21 protein-coding genes, 1 tRNA gene and 1 pseudogene are annotated in these 20195 nt (G+C 51.8%); 17 read left to right on the top strand and 6 right to left on the bottom strand.

Translation table 11 applies throughout. From position 1 onward, the window contains the following. Nucleotides 1–2: 2 nt before the first annotated feature. A complete protein-coding gene (hprK, locus tag FRIGORI9N_RS01525) occupies nucleotides 3–986 on the top strand; it encodes an HPr(Ser) kinase/phosphatase (protein ID WP_159568150.1) in 984 nt (327 codons plus the stop codon). Continuing rightward, nucleotides 979–1848 (top strand): RNase adapter RapZ, encoded by an 870-nt coding sequence (gene rapZ, locus FRIGORI9N_RS01520; RefSeq protein ID WP_159568149.1) that lies wholly within the window; start codon nucleotides 979–981, stop codon nucleotides 1846–1848. Before hprK ends, rapZ begins: the two co-directional genes overlap by 8 nt. Here the strand turns inward: rapZ and mutY are convergent. Then, nucleotides 1801–2922, bottom strand: coding sequence for an A/G-specific adenine glycosylase (gene mutY / locus FRIGORI9N_RS01515; RefSeq protein ID WP_159568148.1), 1122 nt, complete (start codon nucleotides 2920–2922; stop codon nucleotides 1801–1803). The genes rapZ and mutY overlap by 48 nt on opposite strands. Further along, the gene (gene mutM, locus FRIGORI9N_RS01510) at nucleotides 2919–3737 is read right to left on the bottom strand and encodes a bifunctional DNA-formamidopyrimidine glycosylase/DNA-(apurinic or apyrimidinic site) lyase (RefSeq protein WP_159568147.1); all 819 of its coding nucleotides are present in this window, start codon (nucleotides 3735–3737) and stop codon (nucleotides 2919–2921) included. Before mutM ends, mutY begins: the two co-directional genes overlap by 4 nt. Before the next feature lie 78 nt (nucleotides 3738–3815). On the opposite strand from mutM, the gene FRIGORI9N_RS01505 reads away from it, so the two are divergent. The 7 genes from FRIGORI9N_RS01505 to FRIGORI9N_RS01475 all read left to right on the top strand — a co-directional run bounded on the left by FRIGORI9N_RS01505 (nucleotide 3816) and on the right by FRIGORI9N_RS01475 (nucleotide 9620). Continuing rightward, nucleotides 3816–5594: a tetratricopeptide repeat protein gene (locus FRIGORI9N_RS01505; RefSeq protein WP_159568146.1), complete on the top strand. Its 1779-nt coding sequence runs from the start codon at nucleotides 3816–3818 to the stop codon at nucleotides 5592–5594. A 4-nt stretch (nucleotides 5595–5598) separates the two neighbouring features. Beyond that, nucleotides 5599–6168, top strand: a complete 570-nt coding sequence (locus FRIGORI9N_RS01500) for a hypothetical protein (RefSeq protein ID WP_159568145.1) — start codon at nucleotides 5599–5601, stop codon at nucleotides 6166–6168. Nucleotides 6169–6171: 3 nt separating this feature from the next. After that, nucleotides 6172–7089, top strand: coding sequence for a 4-(cytidine 5'-diphospho)-2-C-methyl-D-erythritol kinase (gene ispE, locus FRIGORI9N_RS01495; protein WP_159568144.1), 918 nt, complete (start codon nucleotides 6172–6174; stop codon nucleotides 7087–7089). A 15-nt stretch (nucleotides 7090–7104) separates the two neighbouring features. Next, nucleotides 7105–7181, top strand: a tRNA-Gln gene (locus tag FRIGORI9N_RS01490). Between the two features lie 72 nt (nucleotides 7182–7253). Beyond that, nucleotides 7254–8207, top strand: a complete 954-nt coding sequence (locus tag FRIGORI9N_RS01485; RefSeq protein ID WP_159568143.1) for a ribose-phosphate diphosphokinase — start codon at nucleotides 7254–7256, stop codon at nucleotides 8205–8207. An 87-nt stretch (nucleotides 8208–8294) separates the two neighbouring features. Continuing rightward, a complete protein-coding gene (locus tag FRIGORI9N_RS01480) occupies nucleotides 8295–8882 on the top strand; it encodes a 50S ribosomal protein L25/general stress protein Ctc (RefSeq protein ID WP_159568142.1) in 588 nt (195 codons plus the stop codon). 60 nt (nucleotides 8883–8942) lie between these two features. Next, nucleotides 8943–9620: an exopolysaccharide biosynthesis protein gene (locus tag FRIGORI9N_RS01475; RefSeq protein WP_236550776.1), complete on the top strand. Its 678-nt coding sequence runs from the start codon at nucleotides 8943–8945 to the stop codon at nucleotides 9618–9620. A 9-nt stretch (nucleotides 9621–9629) separates the two neighbouring features. Here FRIGORI9N_RS01475 and FRIGORI9N_RS01470 read toward each other — a convergent pair whose 3' ends face one another. Next, entirely contained in the window at nucleotides 9630–10097 is a 468-nt protein-coding gene (locus tag FRIGORI9N_RS01470) for an Lrp/AsnC family transcriptional regulator (protein WP_159568141.1), read from the bottom strand. Between the two features lie 141 nt (nucleotides 10098–10238). Here FRIGORI9N_RS01470 and leuA point away from each other — a divergent pair, with 141 nt between their 5' ends. From leuA to FRIGORI9N_RS01440, 6 genes and pseudogenes are all read left to right on the top strand, one after another. Continuing rightward, nucleotides 10239–11909, top strand: coding sequence for a 2-isopropylmalate synthase (leuA, locus tag FRIGORI9N_RS01465; RefSeq protein ID WP_159568140.1), 1671 nt, complete (start codon nucleotides 10239–10241; stop codon nucleotides 11907–11909). Between the two features lie 74 nt (nucleotides 11910–11983). Then, complete coding sequence (gene pth, locus FRIGORI9N_RS01460; protein WP_201301389.1) at nucleotides 11984–12583, top strand: aminoacyl-tRNA hydrolase; 600 nt, start codon at nucleotides 11984–11986, stop codon at nucleotides 12581–12583. Then, nucleotides 12580–13692 (top strand): patatin-like phospholipase family protein, encoded by a 1113-nt coding sequence (locus FRIGORI9N_RS01455; RefSeq protein WP_159568139.1) that lies wholly within the window; start codon nucleotides 12580–12582, stop codon nucleotides 13690–13692. The genes pth and FRIGORI9N_RS01455 overlap by 4 nt, the downstream gene beginning before the upstream one ends. Before the next feature lie 46 nt (nucleotides 13693–13738). Then, nucleotides 13739–13840: pseudogene (locus tag FRIGORI9N_RS01450) on the top strand (GTPase); the annotation flags it as partial. A gap of 224 nt (nucleotides 13841–14064) precedes the next feature. Further along, nucleotides 14065–14571 carry a hypothetical protein gene (locus tag FRIGORI9N_RS01445; RefSeq protein WP_159568138.1) on the top strand — a complete coding sequence of 169 codons (507 nt, stop codon included), beginning with the start codon at nucleotides 14065–14067 and terminating at the stop codon, nucleotides 14569–14571. Then, entirely contained in the window at nucleotides 14568–15509 is a 942-nt protein-coding gene (locus FRIGORI9N_RS01440; protein ID WP_159568137.1) for a hypothetical protein, read from the top strand. Before FRIGORI9N_RS01445 ends, FRIGORI9N_RS01440 begins: the two co-directional genes overlap by 4 nt. On the opposite strand, the gene FRIGORI9N_RS01435 is transcribed toward FRIGORI9N_RS01440, so the two are convergent. Then, nucleotides 15485–16144 (bottom strand): recombinase family protein, encoded by a 660-nt coding sequence (locus tag FRIGORI9N_RS01435; protein WP_159568136.1) that lies wholly within the window; start codon nucleotides 16142–16144, stop codon nucleotides 15485–15487. The genes FRIGORI9N_RS01440 and FRIGORI9N_RS01435 overlap by 25 nt on opposite strands. A gap of 152 nt (nucleotides 16145–16296) precedes the next feature. Here FRIGORI9N_RS01435 and FRIGORI9N_RS01430 point away from each other — a divergent pair, with 152 nt between their 5' ends. Both FRIGORI9N_RS01430 and FRIGORI9N_RS01425 read left to right on the top strand, forming a co-directional pair. Beyond that, nucleotides 16297–16752, top strand: coding sequence for a hypothetical protein (locus FRIGORI9N_RS01430; RefSeq protein WP_159568135.1), 456 nt, complete (start codon nucleotides 16297–16299; stop codon nucleotides 16750–16752). Nucleotides 16753–16761: 9 nt separating this feature from the next. Further along, entirely contained in the window at nucleotides 16762–17724 is a 963-nt protein-coding gene (locus tag FRIGORI9N_RS01425) for a hypothetical protein (protein ID WP_159568134.1), read from the top strand. A 322-nt stretch (nucleotides 17725–18046) separates the two neighbouring features. Here the strand turns inward: FRIGORI9N_RS01425 and FRIGORI9N_RS01420 are convergent, their stop codons facing one another. Both FRIGORI9N_RS01420 and FRIGORI9N_RS01415 read right to left on the bottom strand, forming a co-directional pair. Beyond that, the gene (locus FRIGORI9N_RS01420) at nucleotides 18047–18796 is read right to left on the bottom strand and encodes a hypothetical protein (RefSeq protein ID WP_159568133.1); all 750 of its coding nucleotides are present in this window, start codon (nucleotides 18794–18796) and stop codon (nucleotides 18047–18049) included. 109 nt (nucleotides 18797–18905) lie between these two features. Further along, nucleotides 18906–20033, bottom strand: a complete 1128-nt coding sequence (locus FRIGORI9N_RS01415; RefSeq protein ID WP_159568132.1) for a tyrosine-type recombinase/integrase — start codon at nucleotides 20031–20033, stop codon at nucleotides 18906–18908. Between the last annotated feature and the right edge of the window lie 162 nt (nucleotides 20034–20195).

Below are 20195 nucleotides of genomic sequence, written 5' to 3'. Positions count from 1 at the left end.
CTGTGAAGCAACTGAAAGAACTGATCGAAGCCAACCGCAACAAACTCAAACTCGACTGGCTTGCCGGTTTAAACGGTGGTGATCGTCACCTTGATCTTCAGTGCTTCGCATCCTCCGATCTCGTAGGTCACCTCAACACCATTCACCCTGGCCGTATCCAGGTTTTTGGTCGCCAGGAAATCGAATACTTCGCCCGCATCAGCGATGCTCGCAAAAAACATCAAATTGACAAACTGATCGAAGGCGACCCTCCCGCCATCATCGTCGCCGAATCTTTTCAGCCACACGCATTGCTCAAAGCGGCTTGCGACGAATCCAACATCCCATTGCTGGCCACACCGCTGTCTGCCGCAGAAATTATCGACTTTCTGCGCGTGTACATCAACAAATGGCTGGCCCCCACCACCATGATGCACGGCGTGTTCATGGACGTGCTCGGCATGGGCGTGCTCATTTGTGGTGAATCGGGATTGGGCAAAAGCGAACTCGGTCTTGAATTGATTTCTCGCGGCCATGGCTTGGTGGCCGACGACGTGGTGGAATTCTCGCGCGTGGCCCCCAACCTTATTGAAGGCCGTTGTCCCGAATTGATCCGCAACTTGATGGAAGTGCGTGGGGTTGGGCTGCTCGACATCAAGGCAATTTTTGGTGAAACGGCAGTGCGCCGTAAAATGCGGCTCAAGCTGATTGTGCATTTGGTGCGCAAAGCGTCTTTGGAATTGCATCAGGAACGACTGGTCACCGAACCGCAATTCCAGGAAGTGCTTGGACTCCCCATTCGCAAAGCCATCTTGCCCGTGGCCGCGGGCCGAAACCTTGCAGTTTTGCTGGAAGCTGCGGTGCGCAACACCATTTTGCAAATGCGTGGCATTAATACGCTCGACGAGTTCATGGTGCGACAACAAAAAGCCATGCTCAGTGAACTCGGTGGCATTGACCACCTTCAAGTCGACCCCGACACTGAAACGGACATGGGCCATGACTGACATGAAAGTTGTATTGGTCACCGGCTTGTCCGGCTCTGGCAAATCAGTCGCAATTCGCGCGCTGGAAGATTCGCACTTTTACTGCGTCGACAACCTGCCCCCTTCTTTCATACCGCAGGTCATTCAACGTTTGTCCTCCGAAGGCATTAGTCAAATTGCCATTGCGGCCGATGCCCGCACCGGGCGCGACATTATCGATGTGCCCCAGATTGTTCACACCCTGAAAACTGCCGGCACCGATGTGCGTATTCTGTTTCTGGATGCCGACGACGAAACACTGATTACCCGTTATTCGGAAAGCCGCAGGCGCCACCCCATGAGCACACGCCTGGGCGAACAAGCCACCGTGCAAGAATGCGTGGACGCGGAAAGAGAAGCACTTGAGCCGCTGCGAAACATTGCCAGCTGCATTGACACCTCCGCCTTGCAACCCAATGTGCTGCGCCGCTGGGTACTGGAAACAGTGGAGGAAGAATCGGCCAGACTCACTTTGGTGTTTGAAACTTTTGGCTTTAAAAAAGGCCTGCCCAGCGATGCCGACCTGGTGTTTGATGTCCGTTGCCTGAGCAACCCCTACTACGACAAAAACCTTCGCCCGCTGACAGGCAAAGACGTGGAAGTGCAACGCTACATTCAGACCGACACGCGCAGTGAGGCCCTCATCAACGACATCGAAACCTATTTGCGAAAGTGGTTGCCCTCGTACCTGAATGAGCAGCGTAGCTATGTGACTGTGGCCATTGGCTGCACCGGCGGGCAACACCGCTCGGTGTATGTGGCCGAAACGCTGGCCAAGCGGTTTACCAATACCCCTTTATCCGAGATCGAGAGTGTTTTGTTGCGACACCGGAGCCTGGGCTAACACCTTCACTTGATCCAACAGTTTGTGCACAATTTTGGGCACAGGCTTGTCAGTGACAGCATGGCATTGCGCCCAAACACCAGGCACCTTCACATGCACCACCTTGAAATGCATTTTGCGATGCGTTAATTCGTGCACCAGCCAAGGCTGATTCGCAAGCTGGGTTAACTGTGTGTGAATGTCGGCCTTGAACGCTTTCAGACCGTAATCGTCAAGCCATGGCTGAACACACGCATTCAATTCAGCCCACTCCGGCTGACTGCTGCACGCTGCAACCGGCGTTGTCCACAAGCCTTGCCACACACCCTTTGCGGTTTGCAGCTCCAGCCACACAGCGCCGCGTTCGTCTTCCACAATCAAACCCAGAAAATACAATTCAGGCCGGGGCTTTTTGGGCTTTGGTGTGGGCAGCAAACCCACCATGCCTTTGCGCAAGGCCATGCAGCTTTGCATCAATGGGCATGCTGAACAAGCCGGGTTACGTGGCACACAGCAAGTGGCCCCAAGGTCCATCAAGGCCTGGTTGTAAATGCCAGCTTGCTGGGTCGGCACATTGTCGCTGGCAATTGCCCACAAGTTTTTTTTAATCGAACTTTGTTCCGGGTAACCCTCGACACCGTAGTACCTGCAAAACACACGCTTCACATTGCCATCAAGAATAGGGGCGGGTACTTCATAGGCCAGGGAGGCAATTGCACCTGCCGTAGACTGGCCAATGCCGGGCAAACTTTCAAGCTCGGCCACAGTGCGCGGAAACTGCCCGCCAAACCGGGCCACCACCTGCTTTGCGCACGCATGCAAATTACGGGCACGCGTGTAATAACCCAACCCCGCCCACAACTGCATCACCTCTTGCTCGGGTGCTGCCGCCAAATCTGCAACCGTGGGGTAAGCCTGCAAAAAACGCGCGTAGTAAGCCAATACCGTGGTCACCTGGGTTTGCTGCAACATCACCTCGCTAAGCCACACCTTGTAGGCATCGCCCGTGTGCTGCCACGGCAAGGTTTGTCGACCATGCTGCTTTTGCCAACGCACCAGCACCCCGGCAAAAACCTCTCCTTTCAAAGGAATCATTTCTGGCACCCTGCGCAATAAAAGGTGCTGCGCTGGTTCATCACACGGCGTTTCACCGTGGCTCCACAGCGCTTACAAAGCTGCCCCTCGCGGCCATACACATCACAATGCAACTGAAAATGCCCCAACTCACCATCAATGGCCTGAAAATTACGCAAAGTTGAACCGCCGCGCTCAATGGCCTCCGCCAGTACAGCGACCACTGCCGCATGCAAGGCCGAAACTTCAGCCCGACTCAAACGGCCTGCTGCCTTACCCGGTCGAATTGCACTGCGAAACAAAGCCTCGCAAGCGTAAATATTGCCCACACCCACCACCGCCAGGCCGCTGAGCAACAAGGCTTTGATCGACACCTTTTTGCCCCGCGTCGCCTTGAAAAATGACTCGGGCGTGAAAAGATCGCTAAAAGGCTCGGGACCTAGCTTCGAAAAACGAACAAAAGCATGCTCCCAACCGGGTGCCTTGCTCACATACTCCACACTGCCGAACCGGCGCGGGTCGTTGTATCGAAGGACCTTTTCACCGAAATTCCATTCAATGTGGTCGTGCTTTTCCCAAGGGGTTTGAGCACTGACAATTTTCATGGACCCCGACATGCCCAAATGCACCACCAGCACCTGCTCACCAAAATCCATCAGCATGTATTTCGATCGGCGCTCAACACTTCGCAATATGTGCTTCACACAACTTTGCACCTCCTCAGGCACAGGCCAGCGCAAGCGCGGTTGCCGCACGGTACAAGCAAGCAGGCGGTGCCCTGTAAAATGAAGGTCTACGCCTCTTTTGGTGATTTCTACCTCGGGTAATTCAGGCATAAGCTAAAGCGCGCACGCGCATCTGTTAATGTGATAAAAATGAATGTGGATTCACCAGTTTTCTTTGGGTTCAACAGTATGACTTGTTTTAAATGGACCATCGCAGGCCCGGTATTTTTTCTGGCCGCCAGCCTGACCACCGGTTGCGCCACTGTGCCAGCCGAACAGGGCGAACCAAGGCAGCAGCAAATGTCTGCCGAGCAAAAAGCCTATGAAGCCCGTGTGGCCGAAATGGTCAAACAAGACCCCCTGTTTGCCTTGCTCACCGCAGAAATTGCGAGCCAGCGCGGTGACACCTATTCTGCCGCACTGGCCTACACCGAAGCGGCCAAACAACAGCGCGACCCGAACCTTGCCAAGCGCGCCGTCGAAATCAGCCTGGCAGAGGGGCAGCTGGATCTGGCTCTGAATGCTGCTCAGGTATGGTCTGAACTTTCCCCCGACGACAAACAAGCCAACCGTTCCATCATGTTGCTGCAATTGGGCACCAACCGTGTCGATGAAGCCATGCCCGCACTCAAGGCATTTCTGGCAGACATCCAGGCCGCCGAGAAATCCAATCCGGGGCTCGGTGGTGCTGGCGCAGAAAAAATTGCACTGGACATGCTGCAACGCATTCCCGACAAAAACAAAGCCTACCAAACCGGGATCGAACTTTTCGGCAACAATCCCGACGACCTTGAAGCGCAAACATTGCTGGCCCAACTGGCCAACAACTCCGAGCTGTACCCACAGGCAGTGGGGCACATGGAAAATGTGCTGCGTAAATCGCCCCAAGAACGTTTTTACGTGCTGCTGGCCCAGTTCATGGAAAAACGCGACGGTAATCTGGACGCAGCCATGCAGTTGGTCAACGAACAAGCCCAACTGCACCCCAACTGGTTTGGTGCACGGCTATACCTGGCCCGCAACCACACCCAGCTTGGGCAATGGGCACAAGCACGGCAACGTTTTGCAGAAATGATCACGCTGCAACCTGACAACATTCCGCTGTACTCCAGCCAGGGCTTTGTATTAACCCAGCTAAAAGAGTACAAAGCCGCCGAACAGCACTTCAAGATTTATCTGGCCAAAACCGCACCGGCAGAACGTCAGAACGAAACACTGATTCACGCCACGCTTTCCGACATGGCGCTTGAACGGAAAGACTATGTGGCTGCCCTGAAGTGGCTGGATACAGTCCCCAATGCGGCCGACAACCTGGATGTTCAACTCAAGAAATCTGCCTTGTTTGAAAAACAGGGCAATGCCTTAACAGCCAAGCGGGTGCTCAACCAGTTCAAGCCAAAAAACGAAGACGAATCTGTGCGCCTGGCCCTGGCAAAATCGCAGCTGGCCGAATCGCAGAAAGCACCTGCCGAGGCGGCCACAGAGCTTGAGCTGGCATTGCTGAGTTTTCCCGACCAACCCGACCTGCTCTACGAACGCGCCATGGTCGCCGAACGACAGGATGACCTGCCTCGTGTTGAGCAATTCCTGAAACGACTCATTGCGATTCGTCCGGAAAACCCACACGGCTACAACGCCTTGGGCTACACCTGGGCCGAGAACAATGTTCGGCTGGAAGAAGCCTATGAGTTAATTAAAAAGGCAGTTGAACTTGCTCCCAACGACCCCTTCATTCTTGATTCACTGGGCTGGGTACATTACCGCCTGGGCAAACTGGACAGTGCCGAAGCCACCTTGAAAAAAGCCTTCGAAATGCGTCAAGATGAGGAAATCGGACTTCACTTGCTCGAGGTTTTGGCGAAATCGGGCAAAAAAGAGGAAGCACGTCAACTGGGCGAACAGTTAACCGTTCGTTACCCCGACAGCAAAGCATTGAAAAAACTGGTTCAACGGCTTGAGGAAATTTAAGTTCATGGCTTTATCAACACTGCGCCTGGCCTGCATCGGCTTGATCAGCGCAAGCTTGGGTGCGTGCAGCACCTTGGGTCGAGACTCAAGCACTGAAGTCGATTGCAAGTCGATTCAGTCCAGTTGCCATTACGGGCGCTTCGGGCTGATCTGGAAAGTTGAACAGCCCGACGGCAAAATTGAAGCCGATTCCATTTCAGGCACCTATGAATGGCGATCTGGCCGCACAGGCCCAAGCCAGGCCCCTGAAATTGCTTACCTGGAGGTCAACTCTACCTTGGGGCCCTCGCTGGGCAGTGCAAAGCGCTTGGGTAGTTTTTACGAAGTGCGGGCTGCAGATGGTCGTGTGTATTTGGCCAAAGACTGGCAAAGCCTGTTCGACCTGATGTTTCCAGTCGAACTGCCTGCCGAAGCCCTGGTGCAATGGATGGAAAATCCCAACCCCAATGAATTACCCACCTTGCCCACCAACTGGGCCTGGGAAAATCAAAATGGTCGTTACCGCGTGGTGTTTGTCGAAAACAATACCTCGGGTCGCATTGACCTGATTCCTCAGGGCACCTTGGGCAAGTAAAACGTGAACATTTCCGACACGGCGAAGCGCTCGGCCTTTTCCCCGGCGAAAATCAATTTGTTTTTGCACATCACGGGCCGACGAGACGATGGCTACCACCTGCTTCAGAGCATTTTTTGCCCCATTACGCTGGGTGATCAGCTAACAATTACCGTACAACCCAGCCCCACCGGCCAACTTGTCATTCAACGAAGCGGCGATCTTACCCACATCCCAGGCGAAGTCGACCTGACCGTTCGTGCCTGCAAGGCCTTTTATACCCATGCGAATTTGGGCATGGCTTATCAAGTCATCATTCAGGTGAGCAAACAAGTACCTGAACAAGCCGGGCTGGGCGGGGGAAGCAGCAATGCAGCAACCGTGCTCCGTTTGCTGCAACAACACCACAATTACCCGGTCTCGCCCGAACAATTGGCTGCGATCGGGTTGACCTTGGGCGCAGATGTTCCCTTCTTTCTTCAGGACAACTGTGCTTTTGTGGAAGGAATTGGCGAGCGCATCACCCCGATTCAGGGCATTTCCGGGCATTTAATTGTCTACAAACCACTACTTTCTTGCCCCACGCCCAAAATATTTAGCGATCCGCAATTGACACGCAACTCAAGTGACGTCAAAATAGCGGTCTTCGATTCGGCCAGCCGAATGAATAGTGAGTTGATGGCTTGTTTACAGGCCCACACACAGAATGCTTTGCAAGCTGTTGTGTCTCGCAACTACCCGGAATGGGAGCATCAATTTGGTGTTTTCTCAAACTGTGTTGCAAAATTCAACCCGCAATTGATTCGAATGTCAGGTTCCGGTTCCGCCATGTTTGCTTTGTTTGCCAGCCCAAGCCAGCTCAGCAACGCCGTGGCAGCAGTCGCCGATGCACCTGAATTGCAGCAAGGGCAGTGGTTTGAATGCCAGCTTAAATCCGGCTGAATCGATAAAAGTTTTAGGGGAGTCGCCAAGTTGGTCAAGGCACCGGATTTTGATTCCGGCATGCGAGGGTTCGAGTCCTTCCTCCCCTGCCAAAACCAAAGGGCCAGCCACAGGTTGGCCCTTTTTTATTTCGCCAACGCACACGTCAAGCCCTGGGGTAAACAATGGCAACCGACAGCAGTCTAATGATCTTCACTGGCAATGCGAACCCTGCATTGGCCGAATCAGTGGCCAAGCAGCTGAACATTCCGCTGGGCAAAGCCACCGTAGGTCGTTTCTCAGACGGTGAAGTCATGGTCGAGATCAACGAAAACGTGCGCGGCAAAGACGTGTTCGTGCTGCAGTCCACCTGCGCCCCCACCAACGACAATCTCATGGAAATGATGGTCATGATCGACGCGCTCAAGCGCGCATCAGCCGGCCGCATTACCGCTGCAATTCCCTACTTTGGTTATGCCCGCCAAGATCGCCGCGTGCGCTCTTCGCGAGTGGCCATTACCGCCAAAGTGGTCGCAAATATGTTGCAGGTTGTGGGTGTAGACCGTGTACTGACCATGGACCTGCACGCTGATCAAATCCAGGGGTTTTTCGACATTCCCGTGGACAACATTTACGCATCGCCCGTGTTGCTCGGCGACGTGTGGAAACAAAACCTCGACAACCTGATGGTGGTTTCGCCCGACGTGGGTGGTGTGGTTCGTGCCCGCGCACTGGCCAAACGCCTGAACTGCGACCTGGCGATTATCGACAAGCGTCGCCCCCGCGCCAATGTGGCCGAGGTCATGAACATTATCGGCGACGTGAAAGACCGCACCTGCGTGATCATGGATGACATGGTCGACACCGCCAACACACTGTGCAAAGCCGCGGCCGCCCTGAAAGCCAATGGCGCAAAGAAAGTGGTAGCGTACTGTACCCACCCTGTTTTGTCGGGTGGTGCCATTCAGCGTGTTGAAGAATCGGATCTGGATGAACTGGTGGTTACCGACACCATTCCTTTGTCTGACGAGGCCAACAACAGCAACACAATTCGTGTACTGAGCGTTGATGAACTGCTGGCTGAAACCATTCGCCGCATTGTTCGTTCCGATTCAGTCAGTTCGCTGTTTATTGACTAAGATTTATCGGGCTTTTTTGCGGTCGCCCTTAAGTGCCGCATAACTTGGTTTCACTGGTCGCGGTGAAGTCAAATTTGGAGAATCAACATGAAAGTAGTTGCAACATCCCGCACAGAGCAGGGTTCCGGAGCGAGCCGCCGCCTGCGTCGTGCTGGCCAGGTACCTGGCATTGTTTATGGCGCAAATCAGGAAGCTCAGGCTGTGCAAATCGAGCACAACCCCCTGTGGCACGCCCTGCAAAAGGAAAAATTCCACTCCAGCATTCTGGATCTGGAAATTGATGGCAAGTCCGAGCAAGTTTTGTTGCGCGACTTCCAGTCACACCCTTACAAGCCACAGCTGCTGCACATCGACTTCCAGCGCATCGACGGCAACCAGAAAATCCACATGAATGTGCCTTTGCACTATTCTGGTCACCTGGAAAGCCCAGCGGTCAAGCTGTATGCCGGTCAGGTTACTTTTGTAGCCAACCAGATCGAAATCGAATGCTTGCCCAAAGACCTGCCAGAATTCATCGCAGTAGATTGCAGCGTATTGGATGTTACCAAGCGCTCTATCCACGTGACTGAACTTCAGTTCCCTGAAGGCGTAAGCATCCCCAACCACGGCCAGCAAGACTTGTCCGTTGTTACAGTAAAAATCAAGGCTGGCGCTGCAAAGGGCGGCGACGAGTAAGTCGCTGTTGCAAGTTAGTCCTTAGAAAAGCCGCTGCAACTTTGTTCAGCGGCTTTTTTTATGGGCACAATGTTGGCTCGCCTAACCTCACTGAATAAACCCGAAGTGAACAACACACCGAATTTTGAAGAATTGCCATTGGGCGATCAAATCAAGCAAGTCATTGCCCAACTGCCAACAAGCACAGTCAGCCTCGGCGAAATTCTTGACTTGGTAGGGCGAGATGGCATGTTGCTGCTGGTGGCGTTTCTCACGCTGGTGTTCATGGTGCCCGTGTCGATTCCCGGTGTCAGTACCATTTTTGGCGCTGCCATTTTGCTGATCGGCATCAGCCGAATTTTCGGGCGCACCTTGTGGCTGCCCAAGCGTTTCAAAGAACGGGCCCTGCCCGCCGACAAACTGCGCAACGCCCTTGAAAAAGGCTTGGTGTGGATTCCGCGCCTTGAAAAAATCAGCAAACCCCACCGCATGGCGTGGCTAACCACAGGCCATGGCATGAACATCATCAACGACGGCGGCTTGATTTTGGGCGCTGTGTTGTTGATGGCACCGTTTGGCTTTATCCCGTTTTCCAACACCGTACCCGGCATTGCGCTGCTGTTTCTGGCCGTGGGGCTGATTCAACGCGATGGTGCAGCCGTGCTGCTGGGGCACTTGGCCAATGTGGCCTCCATTGTTTACTTCGGCGTGCTGATTGGTGGCGGCGGCATGATGATTCAAAACATGCTTCAAAACTGAGTTTTCAAGTTAGCCTACCGGCACCTCGGTTTTATCAACGACCCGGCGCAACACAAAGCTGGTGTGCACACCGCTTACCCCTTTAATGCGGGTAATTTTGTTCAGCAACAAATTCTGGTAGCCGTCCATGTCGGCCACGATCACCTTCAACTGGTAGTCGGCTTGCTGCCCGGTAATCAGCAGGCATTCCAGCACCTCCGGTATTGCACCAATGGCCCCCTCAAAACTGGCGAAGCGTTCAGGCGTGTGTTGGTCCATTGAAATGTAAATCAGCGCCATCAGGCTGAAGCCCAACTTTTTCGCATCCACCAAAGCCCTGTAACCAGTAATCAGCCCCGCTTCTTCCAGCGCTTTTACACGGCGCAAACACGGCGATGGCGACAAACCAATGGCGTCGGCCAAGTCTTGGTTACTCATGCGCCCATCGGTCTGCAACAGGGTCAAAATTCGCTTGTCATAGCGGTCAAGTTCTTGCATTTGTATTTTTTCACTTAAAAATTTAATTTATACGCAATTATCTGCCAATAAATAGAAATATCAAAGCAACAAACGCAATCATATTCCAGACCAAAGCACCTACACTGTATTTCATGGATTAACGTTTCAGGCCAATGCAGCATGTTGAAGAACCCCGCCACCAAATATCGCCCCGCTTACAAAGTGGACCTGCCCGACAGAACATGGCCCAACAAGGCCATTGAACATGCGCCGATCTGGTTAAGCACCGATTTGCGCGACGGCAACCAAGCGATTTTCGAGCCCATGAGTGTGGCCACCAAACTGGACTTCTTCAAGGAATTGGTGCGCATTGGTTTCAAGGAGATCGAGGTGGGCTTTCCCGCCGCCTCGCAAATCGACTTCGACGTGGTTCGGCATTTAATCAACAACGATTTGATTCCGGAAGGCGTTACCCCCATGGTCATGACCCAGGCTCGTGATGATCTTATCGAGCGAACAGTGGAATCGGTGATTGGTGCCAAAAGCGCGATCGTCCACATCTACAACTCCACCGCACCCGTGTGGAGAAATACGGTGTTCCGCATGACTGTGCCAGAAGTGATCGACATGGTAAAAAAACGTGTGCAAAAAGTGAAAGAGCTCACCGATGCACACCCCGAAACACAATGGGTTTTGCAGTACTCGCCCGAGTGTTTCAACATGACCGAACTGGATGTGGCCTTGCTGGCTTGCAACACCGCCATTGAGGCATGGGAAGCGGGCCCGAATCGCAAAATCATCATCAACTTGCCCACCACGGTGGAGTGGAGTTCACCCAATGTGTTCGCCGATCAAATTGAGTGGATGGACAGGCGCCTGGCGCGTCGCGAACATGTGGTGCTTTCCGTGCACCCACACAATGATCGCGGCACCGGCGTGGCCACCGCTGAATTGGCGATGATGGCTGGCGCACAACGTGTGGAAGGCTGTTTGCTCGGCAATGGCGAACGCTGCGGCAACGTCGACATTGTGACCCTGGCCTTGAACATGTACACCCAAGGCGTGCACCCGAACCTTGATTTTTCCGACATCAACGCCGTGGCCCGCGTGGTGGAAAGTTGTACGCAACTGCCCATTCACCCCCGCCACCCGTATGTGGGCGACCTGGTGTACACCGCGTTTTCTGGTTCGCATCAGGATGCGATCAAAAAAGGTTTCGACATTCAAAAACCCGATGCCATTTGGGAAGTGCCCTATTTGCCCATTGACCCGGTCGATGTGGGCCGCACCTACGACAGCGTGATTCGCGTGAACAGCCAGTCGGGCAAAGGCGGCATTGCTTACATTCTTGAACGCGAACATGGCGTGGTGATGCCACGCCGCATGCAAGTGGAGTTTTCAGGGGTGGTGCAAAAGGTCAGCGACAACACGGCTGCGGAAATGACATCGCCTGCCTTGTGGGCCTTGTTTGAACAAACCTATTTGCAAAATGATGAAAGCCAACCGCGCTACATCAGCCACAAAGTGTTTGATGCAGAAGGTGGCCAGGGCATTGAAATTACCGTGCAACAGCATGGCGAAACCACACGGCTTGAAGGCGTGGGCAATGGCCCGCTGGATGCCGCAGTACAAGCCCTTGGTGTGCCCATGGACATTGTTGGGTTTGAAGAACGCAGCGTAGGCCAAGGTGCCAAATCAAAGGCCATGGCCATTATTGAAGTGAGTGTTCCGAATGTGCCGGGCAGCAAGTTTGGCGTGGGTTTTCACGACAACATCACCACCGCCAGCTTGATGGCACTGGTCAGTGCATGGCGACGGGTTGAAACGCCCATACCGCTTGAAGTGAAATAATCACCGCCATTGTTTGGTTTCAGCCGAACTATCAGCGAAAATACAGCCTTGTGATTCACAGGGCTGTATTTTTCATGTCCAGCAACACCCCCATCAAATTGATCGTCGGTCTGGGTAACCCAGGCCCACAATATGCAGACACGCGCCACAATGCAGGCGTGTGGTATCTGGAAGCACTGGCCCGCAAACACAATGTGTTTTTGCAAAGTGACAAGCGCTTTTTTGGCGACATGGCCCGCATCAAGTTTGCAGGGGAAGAAGTATGGCTGTTGTTCCCCACCACATTCATGAACAGGTCGGGCCAGGCCGTGGGCGCCTTGGCCAAATTCTTCAAAATAAAACCCGACGAAATTTTGGTGGCGCACGACGAGCTTGATTTATTGCCTGGTCAGATCAAAATGAAAAAAGGGGGTGGGCTTGCCGGGCACAACGGTTTGAAAGACATGCATGCCCACCTGGGCAGCAATGAATTCTGGCGTGCACGCATTGGCATTGGCCACCCGCGCAGCCTGAATCTTCAACAGGGTGTTGCTGATTTTGTGCTGCACCGCCCAAGTGTTGAACAACAACAAGCCATAGACAAGTGCATTGATGTATTGTTGAAGCACACGGAACTGATTTTGAAAGGTCAAATTGGCCAGGCCACCACGCACATTCACACGGAGTGCGCATGAAAAGCAGCATTCAAATTATTCTGGGCGACCGCGCCAAGGCGCACATTGCGAACAAGGGCTTACAGCCTGAAGACATTTGCGCAATACCCGCAGCTGCGGGCGGTCCGAAAGGGTTGATTTTGCAGGGGCTTGACCAGTACTTGTTCAATGACTGGCTGGGTGAAAGCCATTTACGAACCCGTGCTGAAAAAGGTATTAAGCCTTTGCAGCTGATTGGTGCTTCCATTGGTGCGTGGCGCATGGCAGCTGCGGCCAGCAGCAACCCGGCAGCCACCTTGAAGCGCCTTGCCCAACAGTATGTGGAAACGCAAGATTACAGCAAGGGCGTTGACCGCCACGAAATAAGCCGCGTGTGCCACGCGATGGTGCAGGCTGTGGTTTCCGAGGAAGCGCAGCACATGGTGCAACCCGCTGGAAAAGAATTGCTGGTGTGGGTAAACAAAGGGCTGACCCCCTTGCACCATGCGCAGCAACTGCGTGCACGCAAACGCGGCTTTGCAAGCGCCGTACTGGCCAACAGCGTAAACCGCAACAAACTGTCTACCTACTTCGAACGGTGGGTGTTTCAAAGCCCGGGCGCGCACACCGATTGGTTAAAACAACCCTTTGACCGAATTCCAACCCACATTGAAGACCTTGATGCGCTGAACATTCACGATGCATTGCTGGCCAGTGGCAGCATTCCCTTTGTGTTGAACCCAGTGTACAAAATTGCCCAAGCCCTGCACGAAGACCACCCGGAAGTGAAGTACCACGAAGGCCCCTTCTGGGACGGCGGGCTGACCGACTACCACCTGGCCCTACCCTACCACCGCCTGGATGGCCTGGTGCTGTACCCCCACTTTGCACCCACGGTAACACCCGGCTGGCTCGACAAGTTTTTGAAAGTGCGCAAAGCCAAGCCCGAATGGATGAGCAATGTGATTCTGGTGTGCCCATCGCCTGAATTTGTCAAACGGCTACCAGCGAAAAAAATCCCGGACCGCGGCGACTTCAAACGCTACAACTTTGATCACCGCATTCGCATACCGATTTGGCAAGCCGCAATTCGTGAAAGTGAACGCATGGCGGACGACTTTCAGCAATGGCTGAACAACGTGAATCGCTAGGCGCGGTACAATTCACCCCATTCTATTAAGTACTTAGCGAATTCTCATGACCCTCAAATGCGGCATCGTTGGCCTTCCCAACGTCGGTAAATCCACCCTGTTCAACGCGCTCACCAAGGCGGGCATTCCAGCAGAAAACTATCCCTTCTGAGGGGCAAGTGAACTACCGCAATCTAATCAAGCACCTACAACATTCGCCACAAAAGTCGAATCAAAACAAACACAAAATCACCAAAGCTCGATTATACAATCGGGATTGAACTTTCAGTTCGCGACCACTGCACCTATCCCTCACCCAACCAAAACCAGAACTTGAGTTGAGTATGCCGGAAGATGTTACATTTGATATGTGGACGTCACCGGAAAGCCAGCATGCCTTTGAAGCTAAACCAATTTCAACGACATATCCTCTTAGCATCCTCGATCGTGCAGTTGGTATTCGGTATCTTTTTCATCACGGAAGAACACTACCTTGCCGCGTCACTGTTGACACTTAGCCTAACCATTTCAATGATCATATGGCTTGGCGATTTCAATCCAAATCAAATCGGCATACGAAATAAGCGGCTTGTGAAGCGAACGGTCATTGTTTTCACCGTTGGACTCCTATGTCTAGGAGTGATTGGCTATGTCAACCAACTCGTTCAGAAACCAACAGCACATCCAGACAGTGACGGCGAATTGAGCGAGGCCGATAAAGCAGTGCTGAGATCGATTGATCAATACAAGGTCGATACAGGGGATGGGAATTCTAGTCGCGTAAATGAGCTAATCGAGGCAAATAAGCATAACCAAGATCAAAAATACCCCCAACACATTATCGATGTAGAGGAGCTTGAACGCCAAGAACGACAGCGACAATCGGGCATTAGACCGTGAAACAAACTGTGAATACAATTCAATCATCGCCGAACCCAAATAACTTCTTGCTCTTCAATCGGGTGGTAATCGTCAAGTCACTTGAACCGGAAGAGTTCGATTCTGCAAGTGCCCTCAGCGACTATGTGCGAACCCAGATAGACGATTGCGGGTTACAAATTCCCGTTGAAATCCTGGATTGCGATAGTGCGAACGAGTTTTTGGACATTCTCGATCAGCTCACACAAAAAGCTTCCACAAACAACGAGAGGCCAATTCTCCACATTGAATGCCATGGCGATCCAACAACCGGGCTTGAGTTTGCCAACGGGAGCGAGTTGAGCTGGAAGGATGTTGGCGAGAATTTAACGCGACTCAACAAAGCCACAGATTTCAATTTGTTCGTGGTTTTTGCCGCCTGCTTCGGATTTCACTTTCTCGGTCAATTGTCGCCAGTCACGTCCTCGCCATGCTGGGGAATGATTGGACCAACCAACAAAGTTGACCCCGGGGAAATCCTTCGCGGTTTTCGAACTTTCTACCGAACATTATTTAGCACAATCGACCTGTCGAAGGCATTGGGGTCAATATCCAACGAGAAGCTTGACCATAGTTCATGGTTTGCACAGATTGCAGAAACGTGGTTTTTGAGAATTTGTTACGAGTATATTCGCGATCACTGCACGCTTAAGCAGACGCAAGAAAGGGCTAAAAACTTGAAGGCCATTGCACGCGCCAATGGGGCAAGGGTTTGGCTAAAAGATGTGGAAGCGCAACTCCGTTATCGCAACACCCACGATATTCTGGGAAAGTATTTCGACAGCTACTTTATGATCGAAGAGATACCGGGTAACAAAACGAGATTTCAGAACACCCATCATATGTTGCAAGACATGATCAAAAAAATGCGCTCAGAAAAATATGCTCTTTCAACCTACAGCCTTGAAAGAACACGCTGAAGTTGAACAAGTGACCAGACTCCTCCCCTTGCTGTTTTAACCCCGGCATCGTTAAGAGCTTCCACCATCTTTCGCTGCGACATCCCTTGAGCTTTGAAGCCAGAGAGCACGGGGGCCAGTTGGTGAGCGGCATAAATGGCAACAGATCTGCGCTCCAAAACGTTCTGCCGCAGGTTTTCTGATCCAGCAGCACCTAACACTACCCCACGCGCTTTCGCAGCAGCCAAGCCCTCTTTGGTGCGTTGGCTGATGCGCTTAGCCTCATGCTCAGCAAATGCCGCCATCACATGAATGGTTAGATCATTTGCCTCGGGCATATCGCACGCGACAAACTTCACCTTCGACTCCATCAATCCGGAAACGAAATGCACATTGCGAGCTAAACGATCAAGCTTGGCGATCAACAACTTGGCACCAGTCTTCTTGCAAAGCGCAAGAGCTGTCGCAAGCTGCGGACGCTTGGCAAGGGCATTGGCACCTTTTCCGGTCTCAACCTCGACGAACTCACCAACCAGCTCCCCACCATTGCTCAGAAATTGTCGAACGGTTTCCCTTTGCGCATCCATGCCCAAACCATTCACACCCTGCTTTTGTGTGCTCACCCTGAAATACGCTACAAACTTGCCCTCGACCATTCACCACCCCTGACTACATGAAAAGACGTTCGTTTAATTTGTAGTCAATTATATCAAAATTCCATAAAAATACTCTTATTGATATATTGTTTTATTGCGTTTCTCTCCATTATTGATAAAATGACATATCTAATCAAACACATAGGTGTGTCATGCAGCAAGAGATTCGAACCATCCGATTCAGAGATAAAAACGCCACGTCAATCAAGCTCTCTACGACAACGTGGGAGGCGATCGAATTGGTGGCAAGCAATCAAGGCATGAAGTGGACAGACTGGATTCGTGCAGTGCTTGCAGAAACCGATGATCAGGACAACAAGACAGAGGCAGTCAGGAATGCATTGATTGATACGATGTTGACCGTCCGGATCTTTTCAGAACGAGCCTGTGGTGTTGATCACTGGGAAAACCACCCAATCATGCAAGGTGCGTCACCTATGGATGACACAGATTTCGATGACTACATCAACACAGCACAACAGGTTGACGGCGAAAACGATCTGCTTGGGTTCAAGCTATACTTCGGCACCGACCGCGACGGGCGTCCATTCGTCGGGATTAGAAACGGGCACCGTGATGGTGAACATGTTGCAATCGCCTTCAACTGAATCCAACCTATGCGCATCAAATCGCCCCCATTCCAGCCTGCCAATTTAACGAATCAGATTAACCTCCCGCTTTACGCTCGACCTGTTGCATTCATCGACATGGTGAAGTTCGACATCTACATGCCCGAAGGTGCAGACATCGGTAATTTGGCCAATGAAGCCCTCAATAAATTTGTGACCACGACCGGTCTCACCTATTACGTAGATGCGATCACCAAAGAGGGGCGAAAGATGTTTGCCATGACGGTAACCATCCACAAGCCGCGCAGCATTCGGGATGTGGAATTATTCTTGAACTACATCAACCGTTGGCGAACTTGTGAGTTCAAGGGTTTCTGCTACATCGAATTTGGTATCGACATCCATTTAAAGAACTGGATGCATATGTCAGGGCAAAAACAAAAACTAGCGCTTGGGGAGGCGATTGCGTATTTCTTAAGTCGCAAGCCCAATTTCGGATCACTCTCGGGAAAACCGCTGATTAGTTACAGACAAAGAAAGCACAAAATGACTGATGAGACCGAAGGTGTGAACATCGATAGTGTCGCGGAACTAACTGCGAAAGGATTTAACCTCCGAGTCGGTGAGAAAAACGCATGTCGAATAGCTAACAAAGCCGTGCCCGATCTGTATTTTCATTTTTATGTGAAGACTCGATCGACAATCAATGGCAAGCTGGTGGACTTGGAACGCCAAGATTGGCGAGCGCGATTCGAGATTGGGGTTCGAGGCAGCGAATTAGCGCAAGTGCTGTCCCCGGGGGGATTCAAGCTTGAGACGCTTGCCCACCATTTCTCATTGCCAAAGCTGAAGGTAAATCAACGGAGCTACAAAGACGGAACGAACTGGGCAAGGCAAGGATCGAGCTATGAAAACGGTCCAACCAGAGAGGCATTGAAAAATCGCTCACGGGGTTTCAAATCCACGCGTTTGCAAAATAACGGGTCAATTTTTTCAGTATCAAAATTCTGAAACCCTTTATTGAATGGGCTTTCAAGGCTATTTCTCACTCTCAACCCTATTAACTGTATCAACTGTATTAAAACTGTATTACTCGTATCAACTGTTAAGGCAAATAGAGTAGAAGAACAGGTAAAAGAACGATGGGTAGTAACCATACCTTATAAGCAGCAACCTCTCTTCCATACTAGTGATGCATATACTGTGTCATCGCTTACGGGTAGGTTACCCCCCTTAAAGAAATCCGCTTACCTGTGATGCCCACCCAGAGTAAAAAATTCCTTCTCTAACTTTTTAACCTTATAGGGCACAGGTAACCGTTACGATTCACGTGTCACTGGCAAAACAAGCTAAACGCATTCAACCCGGTTGCCGCAATCCCTGTGAGTAACGGTAACGCAATATCAACGGAAATCGTTCGCAAGTTTTGCGACTTCAGCATCAGCTTGAACCATCCATCGAAACGCTTCAGTGACTCCTGAACTCGACCTATATTCAAAGCACGATCTATCGCATCAAAATGAGCACGAATCTCTGCAAGACCGCTTGGCACTTGTCCAATATTTCGAATCAATCCGCTGCGGTCTACCGTTGGCGAATGTTCATTTTGTTCCACCAGTTCATTCTCGATAGCCTTTAATCGAACCTGAAAATCATCTACCGCGCTCTTTGTTCTTTGCAACCGCTTTTCAGTGCCGACCCACCAAAAATACAAATTAGACTGTCTGGGTTCACCGGGATAATCTGCGGCCTCAGATCCAAAGGTTGACCCAGTTTGAAATGCGACTTTTGTCCCCGTCAATCGAATACGCCATTCCATCACGGCTTCCCATGCATACCATCCGAAATGGATCAGCAAGTAGGCATTGATTATCATCGTCCCTATGCTGAATTGCTGCTCATTCAACCCAATTAGCTTGATGCCGAAGAACGCGGATGTGGGGTCTAATTTCACACCAGTTAGCCAGCAAAAAACGTATACCGCACTGAAGGTCAGCAGGTTCCGTCTCAACTTCTGCGCGTATTCCGAAAGCTCAGGGTTTATCGGTGCGCCAAGCACCTCTTCAACCTCAGTTTTAGCCATTACCCATCCTCAAAATGATCCACAATTCACCCCCGCTACGGAAACCGATTTGGAGCGATTATGAGGGGGTTTGGCGCGCTTCCATCAACGCAATGATACACACCCAAACTCAAGCCTGTGCAATGCGTTGCAGCTCGTTTTGAACCCTCTGCAAATCAACACCCAAATCGCCCACGGTCAACTGCACATAGTGTCTGTTCAACGTGTCCGACTTCTTGGCTACATGGTTGAGCAACCCCCTCAACACGGTTTCCCGCACGCCAATTTTTTCTCCCACGGTTGCGAACATTTTTCGAAGGTCATGCAACATGAATCGCGGAGCCCCTGCCCTTTCAGCCATGCTTGAAACATGCTCTGCGCTCATACCACCAAAAATCTTTTCATCGGCGGTGGCTGCAAATCGACGTTCAAGAATTTCCCTCATAGCGGGCGTGATGGGTAATGCGTGAGGCCTGCCCGTTTTGGTGTCAGGAACGCGTAAAACGCCCGTGGTGAGGTCGCAATGCTCGCGGAGTATGTTGGTAGCCTCCGTCCTTCGCAAGCCCGTGTAGAGCACGAATAAAAGGTAATCCCGCTGGGTATCTGGAATGCGTGAAACTGCTTCAAACCACTGCGGTAAATCTGCCTCTTGCAATCGCCTAGCCCTGGGTTTTGCTCGTGGTGGCAATAAGCCAGCAGCCGCAAGTTGGTGAAATGGATTTTGAATCTTCAAACCGTGAACAGCATTCGCATACTTGATCAACGCACCAATCAATCCACGCCCAGTTTCAACCAACGCGGCTCCCCTAGTTGAAGAGAAAGACTGACAAGCCTCAGAAAACCCGCGACCACTCCACGCGTCAATTGGCACATCAAACCACTGCGGGAAATGGGTTTTCAGCAGGCTTTCATAACGCCCGTGGCTAGACGCTTTCAGAGCTTTCGCTTTAACGTAAGCACCCAACATAGCCCGCACACTTGGCAACGCAGCGGAAGCCGTTTTGGTGGGTTTCAGACCCCTTCTGCAATCACGGAGTAGTTCAAGCGCTTTGGCTCTGGCTTGATCGACCGACAGCAAAGGCCAGCGACCCAAAGTGATTCGCACCTGCTCACCTCGGCAACTGGTGGCGACTGCAAAGGAGATCACCCGCTTGCCCACAACAACGCAAAACCCGCACAAAACGCGGTCTCTCAGGATTTGACGCTGACCACACCGGGTGCGCTCAAGAAGTGCTTCAGACAGAGTTACAATAGGCATATTGGCTACAAAACAGACACAAAATTGTTAAAAAACAGCGGTTTTTTGTGTTGTTTTGCTTCGGCACTCGAATACCCATCGGTGAACATCAGTTGCGATGTCGGGCACTTCAACCTTGCCCACGTTGGGCTCGGTTGTGCCTTGATTTAATTAGGAATTCTC

The organism is Limnobacter sp. 130 (genome assembly GCF_902506325.1).
In the GTDB taxonomy this organism is placed as follows: domain Bacteria; phylum Pseudomonadota; class Gammaproteobacteria; order Burkholderiales; family Burkholderiaceae_B; genus Limnobacter.
Note: the sequence above shows the minus strand (reverse complement) of the source record. Positions and strands in the feature narration are given on the sequence as shown.